General features: G+C 68.5%; 13 protein-coding genes. 9 read left to right on the top strand and 4 right to left on the bottom strand.

Going from position 1 to position 13,270, the window contains the following annotated elements; translation table 11 throughout:
* Nucleotides 1-3: 3 nt before the first annotated feature.
* Nucleotides 4-795 (bottom strand): ABC transporter permease, encoded by a 792-nt coding sequence (locus BST15_RS05415; RefSeq protein WP_046189053.1) that lies wholly within the window; start codon nucleotides 793-795, stop codon nucleotides 4-6.
* 6 nt (nucleotides 796-801) lie between these two features.
* Nucleotides 802-1,557: a molybdate ABC transporter substrate-binding protein gene (modA, locus tag BST15_RS05410; RefSeq protein ID WP_046189054.1), complete on the bottom strand. Its 756-nt coding sequence runs from the start codon at nucleotides 1,555-1,557 to the stop codon at nucleotides 802-804.
* Nucleotides 1,558-1,755: 198 nt separating this feature from the next.
* Between modA and BST15_RS05405 the strand changes: the two genes are divergently transcribed.
* Together BST15_RS05405 and BST15_RS05400 are read left to right on the top strand one after the other, a co-directional pair.
* A complete protein-coding gene (locus BST15_RS05405; RefSeq protein ID WP_046189055.1) occupies nucleotides 1,756-2,427 on the top strand; it encodes an SDR family oxidoreductase in 672 nt (223 codons plus the stop codon).
* A 108-nt stretch (nucleotides 2,428-2,535) separates the two neighbouring features.
* Nucleotides 2,536-3,921 (top strand): NAD(P)/FAD-dependent oxidoreductase, encoded by a 1,386-nt coding sequence (locus BST15_RS05400; RefSeq protein WP_046189056.1) that lies wholly within the window; start codon nucleotides 2,536-2,538, stop codon nucleotides 3,919-3,921.
* Here BST15_RS05400 and BST15_RS05395 read toward each other — a convergent pair.
* On the bottom strand, nucleotides 3,914-4,333 hold the full coding sequence (locus BST15_RS05395) for a PaaI family thioesterase (protein WP_046189057.1): 420 nt from the start codon (nucleotides 4,331-4,333) through the stop codon (nucleotides 3,914-3,916). The genes BST15_RS05400 and BST15_RS05395 overlap by 8 nt on opposite strands.
* A gap of 155 nt (nucleotides 4,334-4,488) precedes the next feature.
* On the opposite strand from BST15_RS05395, the gene BST15_RS05390 reads away from it, so the two are divergent.
* The 3 genes from BST15_RS05390 to gndA are packed head-to-tail and all read left to right on the top strand — an operon-like array spanning nucleotide 4,489 to nucleotide 7,363.
* The gene (locus BST15_RS05390; protein WP_046189058.1) at nucleotides 4,489-4,905 is read left to right on the top strand and encodes a BlaI/MecI/CopY family transcriptional regulator; all 417 of its coding nucleotides are present in this window, start codon (nucleotides 4,489-4,491) and stop codon (nucleotides 4,903-4,905) included.
* A gap of 14 nt (nucleotides 4,906-4,919) precedes the next feature.
* On the top strand, nucleotides 4,920-5,858 hold the full coding sequence (locus tag BST15_RS05385; protein ID WP_046189059.1) for a M56 family metallopeptidase: 939 nt from the start codon (nucleotides 4,920-4,922) through the stop codon (nucleotides 5,856-5,858).
* A gap of 56 nt (nucleotides 5,859-5,914) precedes the next feature.
* Complete coding sequence (gene gndA / locus BST15_RS05380; protein ID WP_046189060.1) at nucleotides 5,915-7,363, top strand: NADP-dependent phosphogluconate dehydrogenase; 1,449 nt, start codon at nucleotides 5,915-5,917, stop codon at nucleotides 7,361-7,363.
* Between the two features lie 4 nt (nucleotides 7,364-7,367).
* On the opposite strand, the gene BST15_RS05375 is transcribed toward gndA, so the two are convergent.
* Nucleotides 7,368-8,252, bottom strand: a complete 885-nt coding sequence (locus tag BST15_RS05375; protein WP_109370726.1) for an alpha/beta fold hydrolase — start codon at nucleotides 8,250-8,252, stop codon at nucleotides 7,368-7,370.
* A gap of 238 nt (nucleotides 8,253-8,490) precedes the next feature.
* Between BST15_RS05375 and BST15_RS05370 the strand changes: the two genes are divergently transcribed.
* Genes BST15_RS05370 through BST15_RS05355 form a run of 4 tightly spaced genes read left to right on the top strand, consistent with a single transcriptional unit; the run spans nucleotide 8,491 to nucleotide 13,248 of the window.
* Complete coding sequence (locus tag BST15_RS05370) at nucleotides 8,491-9,927, top strand: GuaB1 family IMP dehydrogenase-related protein (RefSeq protein ID WP_046189061.1); 1,437 nt, start codon at nucleotides 8,491-8,493, stop codon at nucleotides 9,925-9,927.
* Nucleotides 9,928-9,964: 37 nt separating this feature from the next.
* Nucleotides 9,965-11,311 carry a hemolysin family protein gene (locus tag BST15_RS05365; RefSeq protein ID WP_046189062.1) on the top strand — a complete coding sequence of 449 codons (1,347 nt, stop codon included), beginning with the start codon at nucleotides 9,965-9,967 and terminating at the stop codon, nucleotides 11,309-11,311.
* The gene (locus tag BST15_RS05360; protein ID WP_046189063.1) at nucleotides 11,304-12,365 is read left to right on the top strand and encodes a hemolysin family protein; all 1,062 of its coding nucleotides are present in this window, start codon (nucleotides 11,304-11,306) and stop codon (nucleotides 12,363-12,365) included. The genes BST15_RS05365 and BST15_RS05360 overlap by 8 nt, the downstream gene beginning before the upstream one ends.
* Nucleotides 12,325-13,248, top strand: a complete 924-nt coding sequence (locus tag BST15_RS05355) for a hypothetical protein (protein ID WP_046189064.1) — start codon at nucleotides 12,325-12,327, stop codon at nucleotides 13,246-13,248. The genes BST15_RS05360 and BST15_RS05355 overlap by 41 nt, the downstream gene beginning before the upstream one ends.
* Nucleotides 13,249-13,270: the final 22 nt, after the last annotated feature.

Genomic DNA, 13,270 nt, shown 5'->3' with positions numbered 1-13,270 from the left:
CGCTCACCCGCTGCTGCCCAACCGTCGGGCACCTAACGCGACGACGACCACCGCGGCCACCGCCACCAGAACAAGCGACATCGCCGCGGCGGCGTCGGGGTCAGAAACCCGCTGCAGGTAGATCGCCAACGGCAGCGTTCGGGTGACGCCCTCGAGGGATCCCGCGAAGGTCAGGGTCGCGCCGAACTCCCCCAGCGAGCGAGCGAAAGCCAGAACCGCACCGGAGACCAGGCCCGGAACCAGCAGCGGCAGTGTCACGCGCCACCAGACCGCAGTGGGCCGAGCCCCCAATGTGGCCGCTACCACCTCGTAGTCGGAGCCTGCGGTGCGGGCTGCACCCTCGAGCGCGATCACCAGAAACGGCAGGGATACGAACGTCTGCGCGAGCACCACTGCGGTGGTGGTGAAAGCGATATGGAGTCCAGCGGCGTCCAGGTAGCGCCCCAGCAGCCCGATTCGGCCGAAGGCGTACAGCAGCGCGATACCGCCCACCACCGGCGGCAGCACCAGCGGCAGCAGCACCAGGGGCCGCAGCAGCCGCACCACGCGCGCGCGACTGCGCGCCAGGACCAGGGCCATCGGCACCCCCAGCAGCACACACAGCGCGGTGCTGGCCGCCGCGGTCCGGATGCTCAACAGCAGTGCGGTGGTGGCCGACGGACTGCTGATCAACGTCCAGAAGTGCGGCCAGTTGACCTTGACCGCGATCCCGACCAGCGGCAGGACCAGGAAAGCCGCGCCGATCGCGGCGGGCACATACACCCAGCGCGGCAGGTCATCAGGCCGGCCGACCACCGCCGATCAGGGCTTACCGAAGCCGGCGGCGTGCAGAATCTTCTGTCCTGGCTCACCGGTGACCAGGTCGATGAATGCCCGGCCCGCGCCCTGCTGGGCAGAATCCCGAAGCAACGCTATGGGATAGGTGTTGACCGCCTTCGCGGCCTCGGGGATCTCGACGGTGTCCACCCGGTTGGCCGCGTGCAGGGCGTCGGTGCGGTAGACGACGCCGGCGTCGGCTTGGCCCGTGACGACCTTGTTGAGAACGTCGGTGACATCGGGTTCTTCGCTGACGGGTTTGATCGCGATACCGGTTGCCTGTGCGACCTTGGCTGTCGCCGCTCCACAGGGCACCGGCGCCTGGCACACCACCACGTCGAGCCCGGGCGACGCCAGGTCGGCGAACGACCGCACCCGGTGGGGGTTGCCGGGCGCCGTGACGATCACCAGCGTGTTGGTGGCGAAGGGCACCGCGGCCCCCTCCACCAGGCCGGCCTGCTCCACCTTGTCCATCTGGGCGGTGTTGGCCGAAGCGAAGACGTCGGCGCGAGCCCCCAGCGCCAGTTGAGTGGCCAGGTCCGACGAGCCGGCGAAGTTAAAGGACACCGTAACGCCGGGATTGTCCACCGTGAACTGCTCGGCGATCTCGGTGAACACCGCCTCCAGCGAGGCCGCGGCGAACACCGTGATCGAGGGGGTCGCGGGGCCGGAGCCGCAGCCTGTCAGCACCGCAGCCAGCATGATTGCCACCGCACCGAAGACCGCCCGGGTACGCGCCATGCCAGGCAGCCTAGCGGCGAGCGCGAGCGGCGCGAAGCAACGCGAAGCGGATCGACGCCACAGCACCCCGCGGCGAGCGCGAGCGGCGCGAAGCAACGCAGGACTGTGGCCGGATCGTGCCTGTGTCGAGTTGCGCCCCACCCCCAAAAATGGGCTACCGTCCAGTAACATAGCCCGCAACACGAGGGAGGCCTACCGATGGATGTGCTGGTCACCGGCGGTGACACCGAATTGGGTCGCGCCATTGCCGAGGGTTTCAGCGAAGCCGGCCACAAGGTGACGCTCGCCGGGCTGCGGGGCCCGGAGCTTGAGGTCGCCGCCAAAGAGCTCGACGCCGAGGCCGTGGTCTGCGATACCGCCGATCCGGCCAGCATGGCGCAGGCCCGCGGGCTGTTCCCCCACCATCTCGACACCATCGTCAATGTCCCGGCACCGCGCTGGCAGGGCGGCGATCCTCGCGCGTTTTCGCTGGCGGATCAGGCCGACGCCTGGCGCAGTGCGCTGGACGCCACGATGCTCGCCGCGGTGCTGACCGTCGGGACCGTCGGCGACCACCTGCGCTCGGGCGGCTCGATCATCTCGGTGGTGCCGGAGAACCCCCGCGACGGCAGTGCCGACGCGGCGATCAAGGCGGCGCTGGCGAACTGGACCGCCGGGCAGGCCACGGTGTTCGGCACTCGCGGGATCACCGTCAACGTGGTCGCCGCCGGCGATGCCGCCCGTCCCGGGTACGACGGACTGACCCGGGTACCTCCGACCGGGGCCGCCGAAATCGCCCGCCTCGCAGTGTTTTTGACCTCACCGGCATCCCGGCACATTACGGGCCAGACCCTGCACGTCGGCCACGGAGCGCTGGCCTGCTTCAGCTGACTGTGACGGGAGTGGCTAATCCCACAACCAGCAGATGCAGTGGCCGGGTTTTGGGTCGACTAGCGTATTAGGGGAACGCAGTCACCGTCGAGGAGCAACCGGATTCCCATGAGCGCCCAGCCTGAAGTCACTGCGCCGCAGACCCGACGCCACCAGGTGGTCATCATCGGGTCGGGATTCGGTGGGCTGACTGCCGCCAAGAAGCTCAAGCGGGCCGATGTCGATGTGAAATTGATTGCCCGCACCACCCACCACCTGTTCCAGCCCCTGCTGTACCAGGTGGCGACCGGGATCCTCTCCGAAGGTGAGATCGCACCCTCCACTCGTGTCGTGCTCCGTAACCAGCGCAACGCGCAGGTGCTGCTCGGTGACGTCACCCACATCAACCTGGCCGAGAAGTTCGTCACCTCCGAGGTGCTCGGTCACACCTACAACACCCCCTTCGACACCCTGATCGTCGCCGCGGGCGCCGGACAGTCCTACTTCGGCAATGACCAGTTCGCCGAGTTTGCGCCGGGCATGAAGACCATCGATGACGCGCTGGAGTTGCGCGGGCGCATCCTGAGTGCGTTCGAGCAGGCCGAGCGGTCCAGCGACCCCGAGCGGGTCGCCAAACTGCTGACCTTCACCGTTGTGGGAGCCGGTCCCACCGGGGTGGAGATGGCGGGCCAGATCGCCGAACTCGCCCACCACACCCTCAAGGGCTCTTTCCGGCACATCGACTCCACCAAGGCACGGGTGATCCTGCTCGACGCCGCACCGGCCGTGCTGCCGCCGATGGGCGAGAAGCTGGGCCGTAAGGCCGCCGAACGCCTGGAGAAGATGGGCGTGGAGATCCAGCTGGACGCGATGGTGACCGACGTCGACCGCAACGGCCTGACCGTCAAGGATCCCGACGGCACCATCCGGCGCATCGAATCTCAGTGCAAGGTGTGGTCTGCCGGAGTGTCAGCCAGCCCGCTGGGCCGCGACCTCGCCGAGCAGTCCGACGTGGAACTCGACCGCGCCGGACGGGTCAAGGTACTGCCGGACCTGTCGGTGCCGGGCCACCCGAACGTGTTCGTCATCGGCGATATGGCCGCCGTCGACGGCGTCCCCGGCATGGCGCAGGGTGCCATCCAAGGCGCCAAGCACGTCGCGAGCACCATCAAGGCCGAGCTCGGCGGCGCCAATCCGGTCGATCGCGAGCCTTTCCAGTACCTCGACAAGGGCTCCATGGCCACCGTGTCCCGGTTCTCCGCTGTCTCCAAGATCGGGCCGCTGGAGTTCAGTGGGTTCCTGGCCTGGCTGGCCTGGTTGGTGCTGCACCTGGTCTATCTGGTCGGGTTCAAGAACAAGGTCAGCACCCTGCTGTCGTGGAACGTGACGTTCCTGAGCACCCGGCGGGGGCAGCTGACCATCACCGAGCAGCAGGCGTTCGCTCGCACCCGTCTCGAACAGCTGGAAATGCTGGCCGCCGAGGCGCAACGCGGCGCGGAGCGCGCGGTCAGCTGACCGTTTCACTCGGCAGGTTCTGCAACCGGACCTGGCCGCGGGCAACCACCCGATCGTCGGAGTCGGTGATCGTCACCAACCACAGTTGCTGGCGCCTGCCCCGATGTATCGGGGTGGCTGCCGCATAGACGGTCCCCGAGGAGACCGCCCGCAGGAAGTCGGTGTTGTTGTTCACCCCGACCACCGTGCCGGCGCCGCCGTCGCGGAGGAGCCAGGAGTGCGCTGAGACGCTGGCCACGCTTTCGACGATCGTGCAATACACGCCGCCGTGCACGATGCCCGCCGGCTGACGGAGTTTGGGCGTCAGTTCCAGCGTGGCCCGCGCCCCATCCGGTCCGACCTCGGTGTAAACCAACCCGATTTCGCTGTCGAAGGGCGCGGAGAAACCAGACGGAATATCGGTGGCAGCCATGTGTTGGTTCTACACGACAGCCCAACGGCGACAGCCCCACGGCTCAATCCGTGGCCGTCATAGCCGGGTCGTAGCAGACCCTCAGGATTCTGATACGACACACCGTAGTAAATAAGGGTAGGCTTGCTCCGTTGCCCGGGGAGTTGATGACACACATGGCGAAGCAGACCCACTTAGGGGACTTGGAACGAGCGGTGATGGACCACCTGTGGTCCGCGCCGGAGTCTCAAACGGTGCGCGAAGTCCACGAGGCATTGTCGGCGCAGCGCGATCTGGCCTACACGACCGTGATGACGGTCCTGCAGCGCCTGGCCAAGAAGAACCTCGTGTCACAGATCCGCGATGACCGTGCGCACCGCTACACACCGGTGCGAGGCCGCGACGAGCTGGTGGCCGGGCTGATGGTGGAGGCACTCGATCAGGCAGCCGACTCCGGCGATCGCCGGGCCGCGCTGGTGCATTTCGTCGAACGCGTCGGCATCGATGAGGCGGACGCACTGCGCCGTGCCCTCGACGAACTGGAGGCCAAGCACCGCATTCGCCTCCCCGGTAGCGGCCGACCGGCCTCCTAAGGGAGACTGGCAGCGTGTCCGCGCTGGCCTTTTCCCTCCTCGCGCTGCTGCTCGTAGGGCCGGTACCCGCCCTGCTGGCGCGCGCGAAGTGGCCGCTACGCGCCCCTCGGGCAGCGGTGGTGCTCTGGCAGGCCATCGCAATCGCCGCGGTGCTCTCGGCGTTCAGCGCGGGCCTGGCCACCGCCAGTCGCCTGCTGATGCCAGGCCCGGATGGCCGGCCCACCTCGACCATTCTCGGCTCGCTGGACCGTTTGGGCTGGCCCCTGTGGACCTTCTATGTCGCGGTGTTCGCGTTGACCCTGATGGTCGGGCTGCGGCTCATGACCACAGGACTGCGGGTCGCCATCCGCACCCGGCAGCGCCGGTCACACCACCGGATGCTGGTCGACCTGCTCGGTGTCACCGACCGCGCGCCGGCCGTACGCACCAGCGGTCTGCGCATTCTGCAAGTGATGCAGCCCCTGGCCTATTGCCTGCCCGGCGTACGCAGCCGAGTGGTGCTCAGTTCGGGCACCCTGGATGCCCTCGGCGATACCGAGTTGGCCGCGCTGCTGTGCCACGAACGTGCTCATTTGCGGGCCCGCCACGACCTGGTCTTGGAGGCTTTCACCGCCGTGCACACCGCGTTCCCCTGGTTCGTGCGGAGCGCCAGCGCCCTCGACGCCGTGCGGCTGCTCATCGAACTGCTTGCCGACGACGCCGCAGTGCGAGTCGCCGGCGCCCCTCCCCTGGCCCGCGCCCTGGTGACGTGCGCCTCCAGCAAGGTTCCCGCCGGTGCACTGGCGGCCGGTGGCACCAACACCGTGCTTCGGGTGCGCCGACTGTCGGGGCGGGGCAACAGCCCGGTGCTGGCGGCGGCCGCCTATTGCGCCGCAGCCGGGGTGCTGACGGTGCCCACCGTGGCGCTGGCGGTACCGTGGCTCACCGAACTCCACCGACTGATCGCGGGCTAACGCCCGCCGCCCGGACTGTCGGGCACCGCACTGACCTACCACCGAAAGGCGAATACATGAGCGCGTCGGAAGTTGTTGGCACCGCCCAGATCGGCGTGACCGGACTGGCAGTGATGGGATCCAACATCGCGCGCAACTTCGCCAGCCACGGCTACACCGTGGCCTTGCACAACCGGTCGGTCGCCAAGACCGACGCCCTGCTGGCTGCCCACGGTTCCGAAGGGAATTTCGTTCGCAGCGAGTCGATCCCGGAGTTTCTTGCCGCGTTGGAGCGGCCTCGCCGGGTGCTGATCATGGTCAAGGCCGGTGACCCCACCGACGCCGTGATCAACGAGCTGGCCGACGCGATGGAGCCCGGCGACATCATCATCGATGGCGGCAACGCCCTCTACACCGACACCATCCGCCGGGAGAAGGCGATGGCCGCCCGCGGCCTGCACTTCGTCGGAGCCGGAATCTCCGGTGGCGAGGAAGGCGCCCTGAACGGCCCCTCGATCATGCCCGGCGGCCCCAAGAAGTCCTATGAGTCGCTGGGGCCGCTGCTGGAGGAGATCTCCGCCCACGTCGATGGTGTGCCGTGCTGCACCCACATCGGGCCGGACGGCGCGGGGCACTTCGTGAAGATGGTGCACAACGGCATCGAGTACTCCGACATGCAGCTGATCGGCGAGGCCTACCAGTTGCTGCGCGACGGGCTAGGGCTCGCCGCGCCGCAGATCGCCGAGGTGTTCACCGAGTGGAATGCCGGCGACCTCGACAGCTATCTGGTGGAGATCACCGCCGAGGTGCTCCGGCAGGTGGATGCCAAGACCGGTAAACCGTTGGTCGACGTGATCGTCGACGAGGCCGAGCAGAAGGGCACCGGCCGCTGGACCGTGAAGTCCGCCCTCGACCTGGGAGTTCCCGTCACCGGTATCGCTGAGGCGGTGTTCGCGCGCGCACTGTCGGGTTCGGTCCCCCAGCGTCGCGCAGCGGCCGGTCTGGCGGCCGGGGCGCTCGGCGAGCGCCCCTCGGACGCGGCCCAGTTCACCGAAGACGTCCGCCAGGCGCTGTACGCCTCAAAGATCGTGGCGTATGCGCAGGGCTTCAACCAGATCCAGGCCGGCAGCGCCGAATACGGCTGGAATGTCACACCGGGGGACTTGGCGACGATCTGGCGTGGCGGCTGCATCATCCGCGCGAAATTCCTCAACCGGATCAAGGACGCCTTCGACACCGACCCCGAGCTGGTGAGCCTGCTCGCCGCACCGTACTTCCGCAGCGCCGTGGAGGCTGCCATCGACTCCTGGCGTCGAGTGGTGACCACCGCGGTCAGCCTCGGTATCCCGGTTCCTGGGTTCTCCTCTGCCCTGGCCTACTACGACGGTCTGCGGACCGAGCGGCTGCCGGCGGCCCTGACCCAGGCCCAACGTGATTTCTTCGGTGCGCACAGTTACGGCCGGGTGGACGCCGAGGGCCAGTACCACACCCTGTGGAGCGCCGACCGTAGCGAAGTCTCGGTCTAGCGGCTCAGACCAGCAGGCTCAGTACGCCGTCGGTGAAGGCCTGCGGGTCTTCGATCTGCGGATAGTGGCCCAGCCCGGGAAGCTCGACGACGCCGGCGGCTGGACGCAGCTCCCGCAGGCCCGCCAGAACATTGGTGGTAGCGACCGGATCGCCCAGGCCCCACACAAATCCCAGCGGCTTGGGCCAGTCACGCACCGCGCCGTGCCAACGCTGGGCGTACTGCACCCGTTCGTCGAGGTAGGCCGAGATTCGGTGGGCATTCCGGTTCCCACCGTTGTGGGTCAGCAGTGCCCACTGCGCGTCGGCCTCCTCGGGCGTCAGCGGATGCTGCGGGCTGAACAACCGGCCAAACCCGCGCACGAAACTGCGCCGGTTGGTCAGCCGGCTGGCGATCGCACCGAACGGGCCGCGCAGCACCTTTTGAATGGGCCGCAGGCTGGCCCGCTCCAGGATCACACTGCCGTTGGTCAGCACCGCGCGCTGCAGGTCGAATTTCAGCGTGCCCTCGAGGTCACGGGCCAGCAGTTCGGTGGCCACCGACGTGCCCATGTCGTGGGCGGCCAGCACCACCGGACCGGTGACGCTCGCCGCCACGACCTGTTCTACCAGGTCGGCCTGCTCGAACAGGCTGTAGCGGTGCCGGTGCGGCTTGTCGGACAGGCCAAAGCCCAGGAAGTCCATGGTCAGCCAGGACCGGCCGTCCAACCGCGCCACCACGTCCCGAAAGTCATAGGAGCAGGACGGAAAGCCGTGCAACAGCAGCACCGTGGGCCCCTCGCCCGACGCTGATCTCACAAACACCCGGCCGACGCCGCTGGCGAACCACCGGCCACCGTCCTGCCACTCACGCACACTGTTGGGCCATGCCGTTTTCGTCATCGCGGTCATTGTCGCTGCGCCTCGACGTCGCCGTGGCGCGAACCGCGATTTCCGGCGGTCGGTGCCGGCCGTTCCTCCGGCCGACACCCCGTGAGGCTCCCTCCTGTGGTGTCCGCCGTCGCAGGGGCGGTACCGTGGCTGACCGGGCCGGAAACGGTGCCCCCGGCGGGGCGGCGTCCGGACTCACGACGCGTGGAGGGGAACAGATGGGCTCGTCGGATCCCGACAGTACGAGGGTGGGCACCCGGTGAGATTCGCCAGCGGGTACGACCCCACCCATGATCTGACCTACAACGACGTCTTCATCGTGCCCAACCGCTCGGCCGTGGACTCCCGACTCGATGTGGACCTGTCCACCCGCGACGGGTCGGGCACCACGATCCCGGTGGTGGTGGCCAACATGACCGCGGTGGCGGGCCGGCGGATGGCCGAGACCGTGGCCCGGCGCGGCGGGCTGGTGGTACTGCCCCAGGACCTGCCGATCGACGTGGCGGGCCAGACGGTGGCCTTCGTCAAGAGCCGCGATCTGGTCGCCGACACCCCGGTGGTGCTGTCTCCTGACGACTCGGTGTCCGACGCCATGGCCTTGATCACCAAGCGTGCCCACGGCATCGCGGTGGTGGTCACCGAGGGCCGACCCACCGGCCTGGTGACCAGGGCGTGCTGCGAAGGTGTGGACCGCTTCACCCGGGTGCGCGACGTCGTGGGCGGCGAACTGATCAGCGCGCCGGTCGGCAGCGACGCGCGCACCGTCTTCGAACTGCTCGAACATGCACCTCTGGACGTAGCGGTGCTGACACATCCCGATGGAACGCTGGCCGGCGTTCTGACCCGCACCGGCGCCATCCGGTCTGGGATCTACACCCCAGCCACCGACGCGAACGGGCGATTGCGGGTTGCCGCGGCCGTGGGCATCACCGGCGACGTCACCAGCCGGGCCGCGGCCCTGTTGTCGGCCGGGGTCGACGTGCTGGTCATCGACACCGCCCATGGGCATCAGGAGAAGGCCGTGCAGGCCATCCGCGCCGTCGCCGCCCTGGATCCGGGGGTACCCCTGGTGGCCGGCAACGTGGTCTCGGCCGAGGGAACCCGCGACCTGATCGCCGCCGGAGCCGACATCGTCAAGGTGGGAGTAGGCCCCGGGGCCATGTGCACCACCCGGATGATGACCGGTGTGGGCCGCCCCCAGTTCTCGGCGGTCGTCGAATGCGCGGCGGTGGCCCGCGAGCTCGGCGCCCACGTGTGGGCAGACGGTGGCGTGCGTCATCCCCGCGATGTCGCCTTGGCGGTGGCTGCCGGAGCATCCAACGTGATGATCGGTTCCTGGTTCGCCGGCACCTACGAATCCCCCGGCGACCTGATGTTCGACCGCGACGGCAAGCCGTACAAGGAAAGCTACGGAATGGCCTCCAAACGTGCGGTGGCCGCCCGCACGGCCGCCGACAGTGCGTTCGACCGCGCCCGCAAGGCACTGTTTGAAGAGGGCATCTCGACCTCGCGGATGGAGCTGGACCCCGAGCGCGGTGGCGTCGAGGATCTGCTGGACCACATCACCTCCGGGTTGCGCAGCACCTGCACCTATGTGGGCGCGTCCGATCTGGCCGAGCTGCATGATCGGGTCGTGTTGGGGGTCCAGTCGGCTGCGGGATTCGCCGAGGGCCATCCACTACCGTTCGGCTGGTGAGAGCCATGGACGCGAGCAGACATCGCGGAGTGTCGCCATGACCCTCGCGGTCACCGTGGGCAGCCTGTTGGCGTTCGCGATTCTGACGTTGGGCACGGCGGTCTTCGTGGCGGCCGAGTTCTCCCTGACCACGCTCGAACGCAGTGTCGTAGAGGCCAACGCCCGCCGCGGTGGTCGCCGCGACGCCTACATCCAACAGGCGCATCGGACGTTGTCGTTTCAGCTGTCCGGTGCTCAGCTGGGCATCTCGATCACGACGCTGGCCACCGGCTATCTGGCCGAGCCTGTGCTGGCCCGCTGGCTGCGCCTGCCGCTGGCGGCCGTCGGCATGTCCGATGGGATGGCTTCGAGCGTCGCGCTGCTTCTCGCCCTGGTGCTCGCGACGTCGGTGTCCATGGTCTTCGGTGAGTTGGTGCCCAAGAATCTGGCGGTGGCGCTGCCGCTGCAGACCGCCCGAGCGGTGGCCGCTCCTCAGCTGTTGTTCTCCCGCGTGTTCGCACTCGCGATCAAGGCGACCAACGGCACGGCCAACCGCATCCTGCGGCGAGTCGGTATCGAGCCCGCCGACCGGCTGGCTTCGGCCCGCTCCGCGCGGGAGCTGGCGTCCCTGGTGCGCAATTCGGCGCGGAGCGGGGCCCTCGACCCCGTTACCGCCGCCGTGGTCGAGGGGTCGCTGAGGTTCGGCGCGCTCACCGCCGCGGAGCTGATGACCCCGCGCTCCAAGATCGTGAGCCTGCAGGCCGACGACACCGTGGCCGACCTGGCGGCGGCCGCCATCGAGACCGGCTTCTCCCGGTTCCCGGTAGTCGACGGCGACCTCGACGCCACGATCGGCATCGTCCACGTCAAGCGTGTTTTCGCCGTCGCCGTCGCCGACCGGGCGGATACGCCGGTCACCAGGGTGGCCCAGCCGGTCGCGGTGGTGCCGTCCACCCTCGACGGCGACGCGGTGATGGAGCAGATCCGCGCCAACGGTCAACAGGCCGCCATGGTCGTCGATGAGTACGGCGGCACCGCCGGCATGGTGACCGTCGAGGATCTCATCGAGGAGATCGTGGGCGACGTGCGCGACGAGCACGACGATGCCACCCCGGACGTCGTCGCCTCCGGCGGCGGCTGGCAGGTCTCGGGGCTACTGCGCATCGACGAGGTGGCCGTCGCCACCGGCTACCGGGCGCCCGAGGGCGACTACGAAACCATCGGCGGTCTGGTGCTCCAGGAGCTCGGCCACATCCCGGCCGTCGGCGAGACCGTCGAGCTGTCCGCATTCGAACCCGACGAATTCTCCTCGCACCCTCCGCGCTGGCTGGCCAGGGTGGTCCGCATGGACGGCCGGCGCATCGACCTGCTGGCCCTCACCCGGATCGAGGCCGGCCGTGGGTGACGTGGTGAGCGTGGTGCTCACCGTCGTACTGATCGTCGGAAATGGATTCTTCGTCGCCGCCGAGTTCTCGCTGATCTCGGCGCGCCGCGACCGCTTGGAGGCCCTGGCCGAACAGGGCCGGCGCAGCGCGGTCACGGTGATCCGGGCTGGTGAGCAGCTGTCACGAATGCTGGCCGGGGCGCAGTTGGGGGTGACGGTGTGCTCGATTCTGCTCGGCCGCATCGGTGAGCCCGCTGTCGCCGATCTGCTCGAGCCCGCGTTCGGGCTGGCGGGAATCCCCGAACCGCTGCTGCATACGGTGGCGTTCATCGTCGCGTTGGCGATCGTGGTTGCGCTGCATCTGCTGCTCGGCGAAATGGTTCCCAAAAACATCGCCCTGGCAGGCCCGGAAACGGCCGCCATGCTGCTGATCCCGCCGTACCTGGTGTACATGGCGGCGGCCCGGCCGTTCATCGTCTTCTACAACTGGTGTGCCAACGTCACCCTGCGCGCACTGCGGGTGCAGCCCAAGGATGAGCTGGAGATCACGGTGTCCACCGTCGAGTTGAGCGAGATGATCGCGGAATCGGTGTCAGCCGGGCTGCTGGACCTGGAGGAATACACCCGCCTGACCCGTGCCCTGCAGATCCGCACCCGGGTGGTCGCCGATGTGGCGCTACCGATCGGCGATATCCGCGCTGTGCCCGTTTCAGCACCGGGACGCGGCCCCACCGTGGCCGCCGTCGAGCAGGCCCTCGCACAGACCGGCTATTCCCGGTTCCCGGTCGTCGATCAGGGCGAATTCGTCGGTTACCTGCACATCAAGGACGTGTTGGCGCTCAGCGAGTCCGCCACCGGCCCCGGCGACCCCGTCGTCGACATCGCCGCCGTCCGGCCACTGCCGCGCATCCCTGCCTCGCTGCCGTTGGCCGATGGCTTGTCGCGGCTGCGCCGGCGAAACAGTCATCTGGCGCTGGCGGTCGCCGACGATGGCAGGGCCGTGGCGATGGTGACCCTCGAGGACATGGTCGAAGATGTCGTCGGCACCGTCCGCGACGGGACCCACCGTGTTTGACCTGGCCGAATCCGCCCTGGCCTGCGAGCAGTGGCAGTCCCGGGCAACGGCCTACCAGCAGCGTCTGGACGACTTCCTGGCCCCGCAGCTGCGCCGGATCGCGGCCGGCGACCCGGTGCCCAAGTTCCTGTTCAGCTACTACAGCCTGCGGCCGGCACAGTTACGCCAGTGGAATCCCGGCTTTGGGGTGCGGCTTGCCGGGTGGACGGCGCTGCGCACGTACCGTCAGCGACGGGGCTACGTGGTGCACGGCGAGCAGGTCGGGGTGGCCCAGGAGTACCTGCGTGAGCGAGCCGACACCGTGACCTTCATCGCAGGGCTGTTGCGTGCCACGGCGGCACGCACCGCACAACTGAACTGCTTCGGCCTGCACGAGTGGGCGATGGTGTATCGCCGGCCCGCGCACGAAGATGTTCGGCACGGCCATGTCCCGCTCCGCCTCAGCCCCGATGCCATAGACGAGGTGGTCGAGGCAACACCGTTGCGCTGCACCCACTTCGACGCGTTTCGGTTCTTCACCCCGGCGGCAGCACCGCGCAATGTCGGGACGCCGAGCAGGGCAACCCAGCTGACGTGGGAGCAACCGGGGTGCCTGCACGCCAACATGGACTTGTACAAGTGGTGCTACAAGCTGGGGCCTCTGATCGACTCCGACCTGCTGCTGGACTGCTTGAGGCTGGCCGCAGCGGCGCGCGAGATCGATATGCGGGCCAGCCCATATGACTTGAGCGACTACGGTTATGCGCCGATCACCATCGAAACCGCGGCAGGCCGTGCCGAATACGTCCGTCGCCAAAGCGAGATCGCCCAGCATGCCGCGCCGCTGCGGGCGACATTGCTGGAGCGCTGCGACCTGCTGATGGGATTCGCCGAATGCGAATAGCCTCGCTACCAGCCGGTAAGGT

Source organism: Mycolicibacter arupensis, from assembly GCF_002086515.1.
In the GTDB taxonomy this organism is placed as follows: Bacteria; Actinomycetota; Actinomycetes; order Mycobacteriales; family Mycobacteriaceae; genus Mycobacterium; species Mycobacterium arupense.
The sequence above is the reverse complement of the archived record's forward strand: the minus strand, read 5'-3'. Positions and strand labels throughout refer to the sequence as shown.

Excerpts from the sequence above, each read along its gene's own strand:
- gndA (WP_046189060.1), top strand. The coding sequence starts at position 5,915 with ATGAGCGCGTCGGAAGTTGTTGGCACCGCCCAGATCGGCGTGACCGGA.
- BST15_RS05375 (WP_109370726.1), bottom strand. The coding sequence starts at position 8,252 with ATGACCGCGATGACGAAAACGGCATGGCCCAACAGTGTGCGTGAGTGG.
- BST15_RS05395 (WP_046189057.1), bottom strand. The coding sequence starts at position 4,333 with ATGGCTGCCACCGATATTCCGTCTGGTTTCTCCGCGCCCTTCGACAGC.
- BST15_RS05390 (WP_046189058.1), top strand. The coding sequence starts at position 4,489 with ATGGCGAAGCAGACCCACTTAGGGGACTTGGAACGAGCGGTGATGGAC.
- BST15_RS05405 (WP_046189055.1), top strand. The coding sequence starts at position 1,756 with ATGGATGTGCTGGTCACCGGCGGTGACACCGAATTGGGTCGCGCCATT.
- BST15_RS05365 (WP_046189062.1), top strand. The coding sequence starts at position 9,965 with ATGACCCTCGCGGTCACCGTGGGCAGCCTGTTGGCGTTCGCGATTCTG.
- BST15_RS05355 (WP_046189064.1), top strand. The coding sequence starts at position 12,325 with ATGTCGTCGGCACCGTCCGCGACGGGACCCACCGTGTTTGACCTGGCC.
- BST15_RS05400 (WP_046189056.1), top strand. The coding sequence starts at position 2,536 with ATGAGCGCCCAGCCTGAAGTCACTGCGCCGCAGACCCGACGCCACCAG.
- modA (WP_046189054.1), bottom strand. The coding sequence starts at position 1,557 with ATGGCGCGTACCCGGGCGGTCTTCGGTGCGGTGGCAATCATGCTGGCT.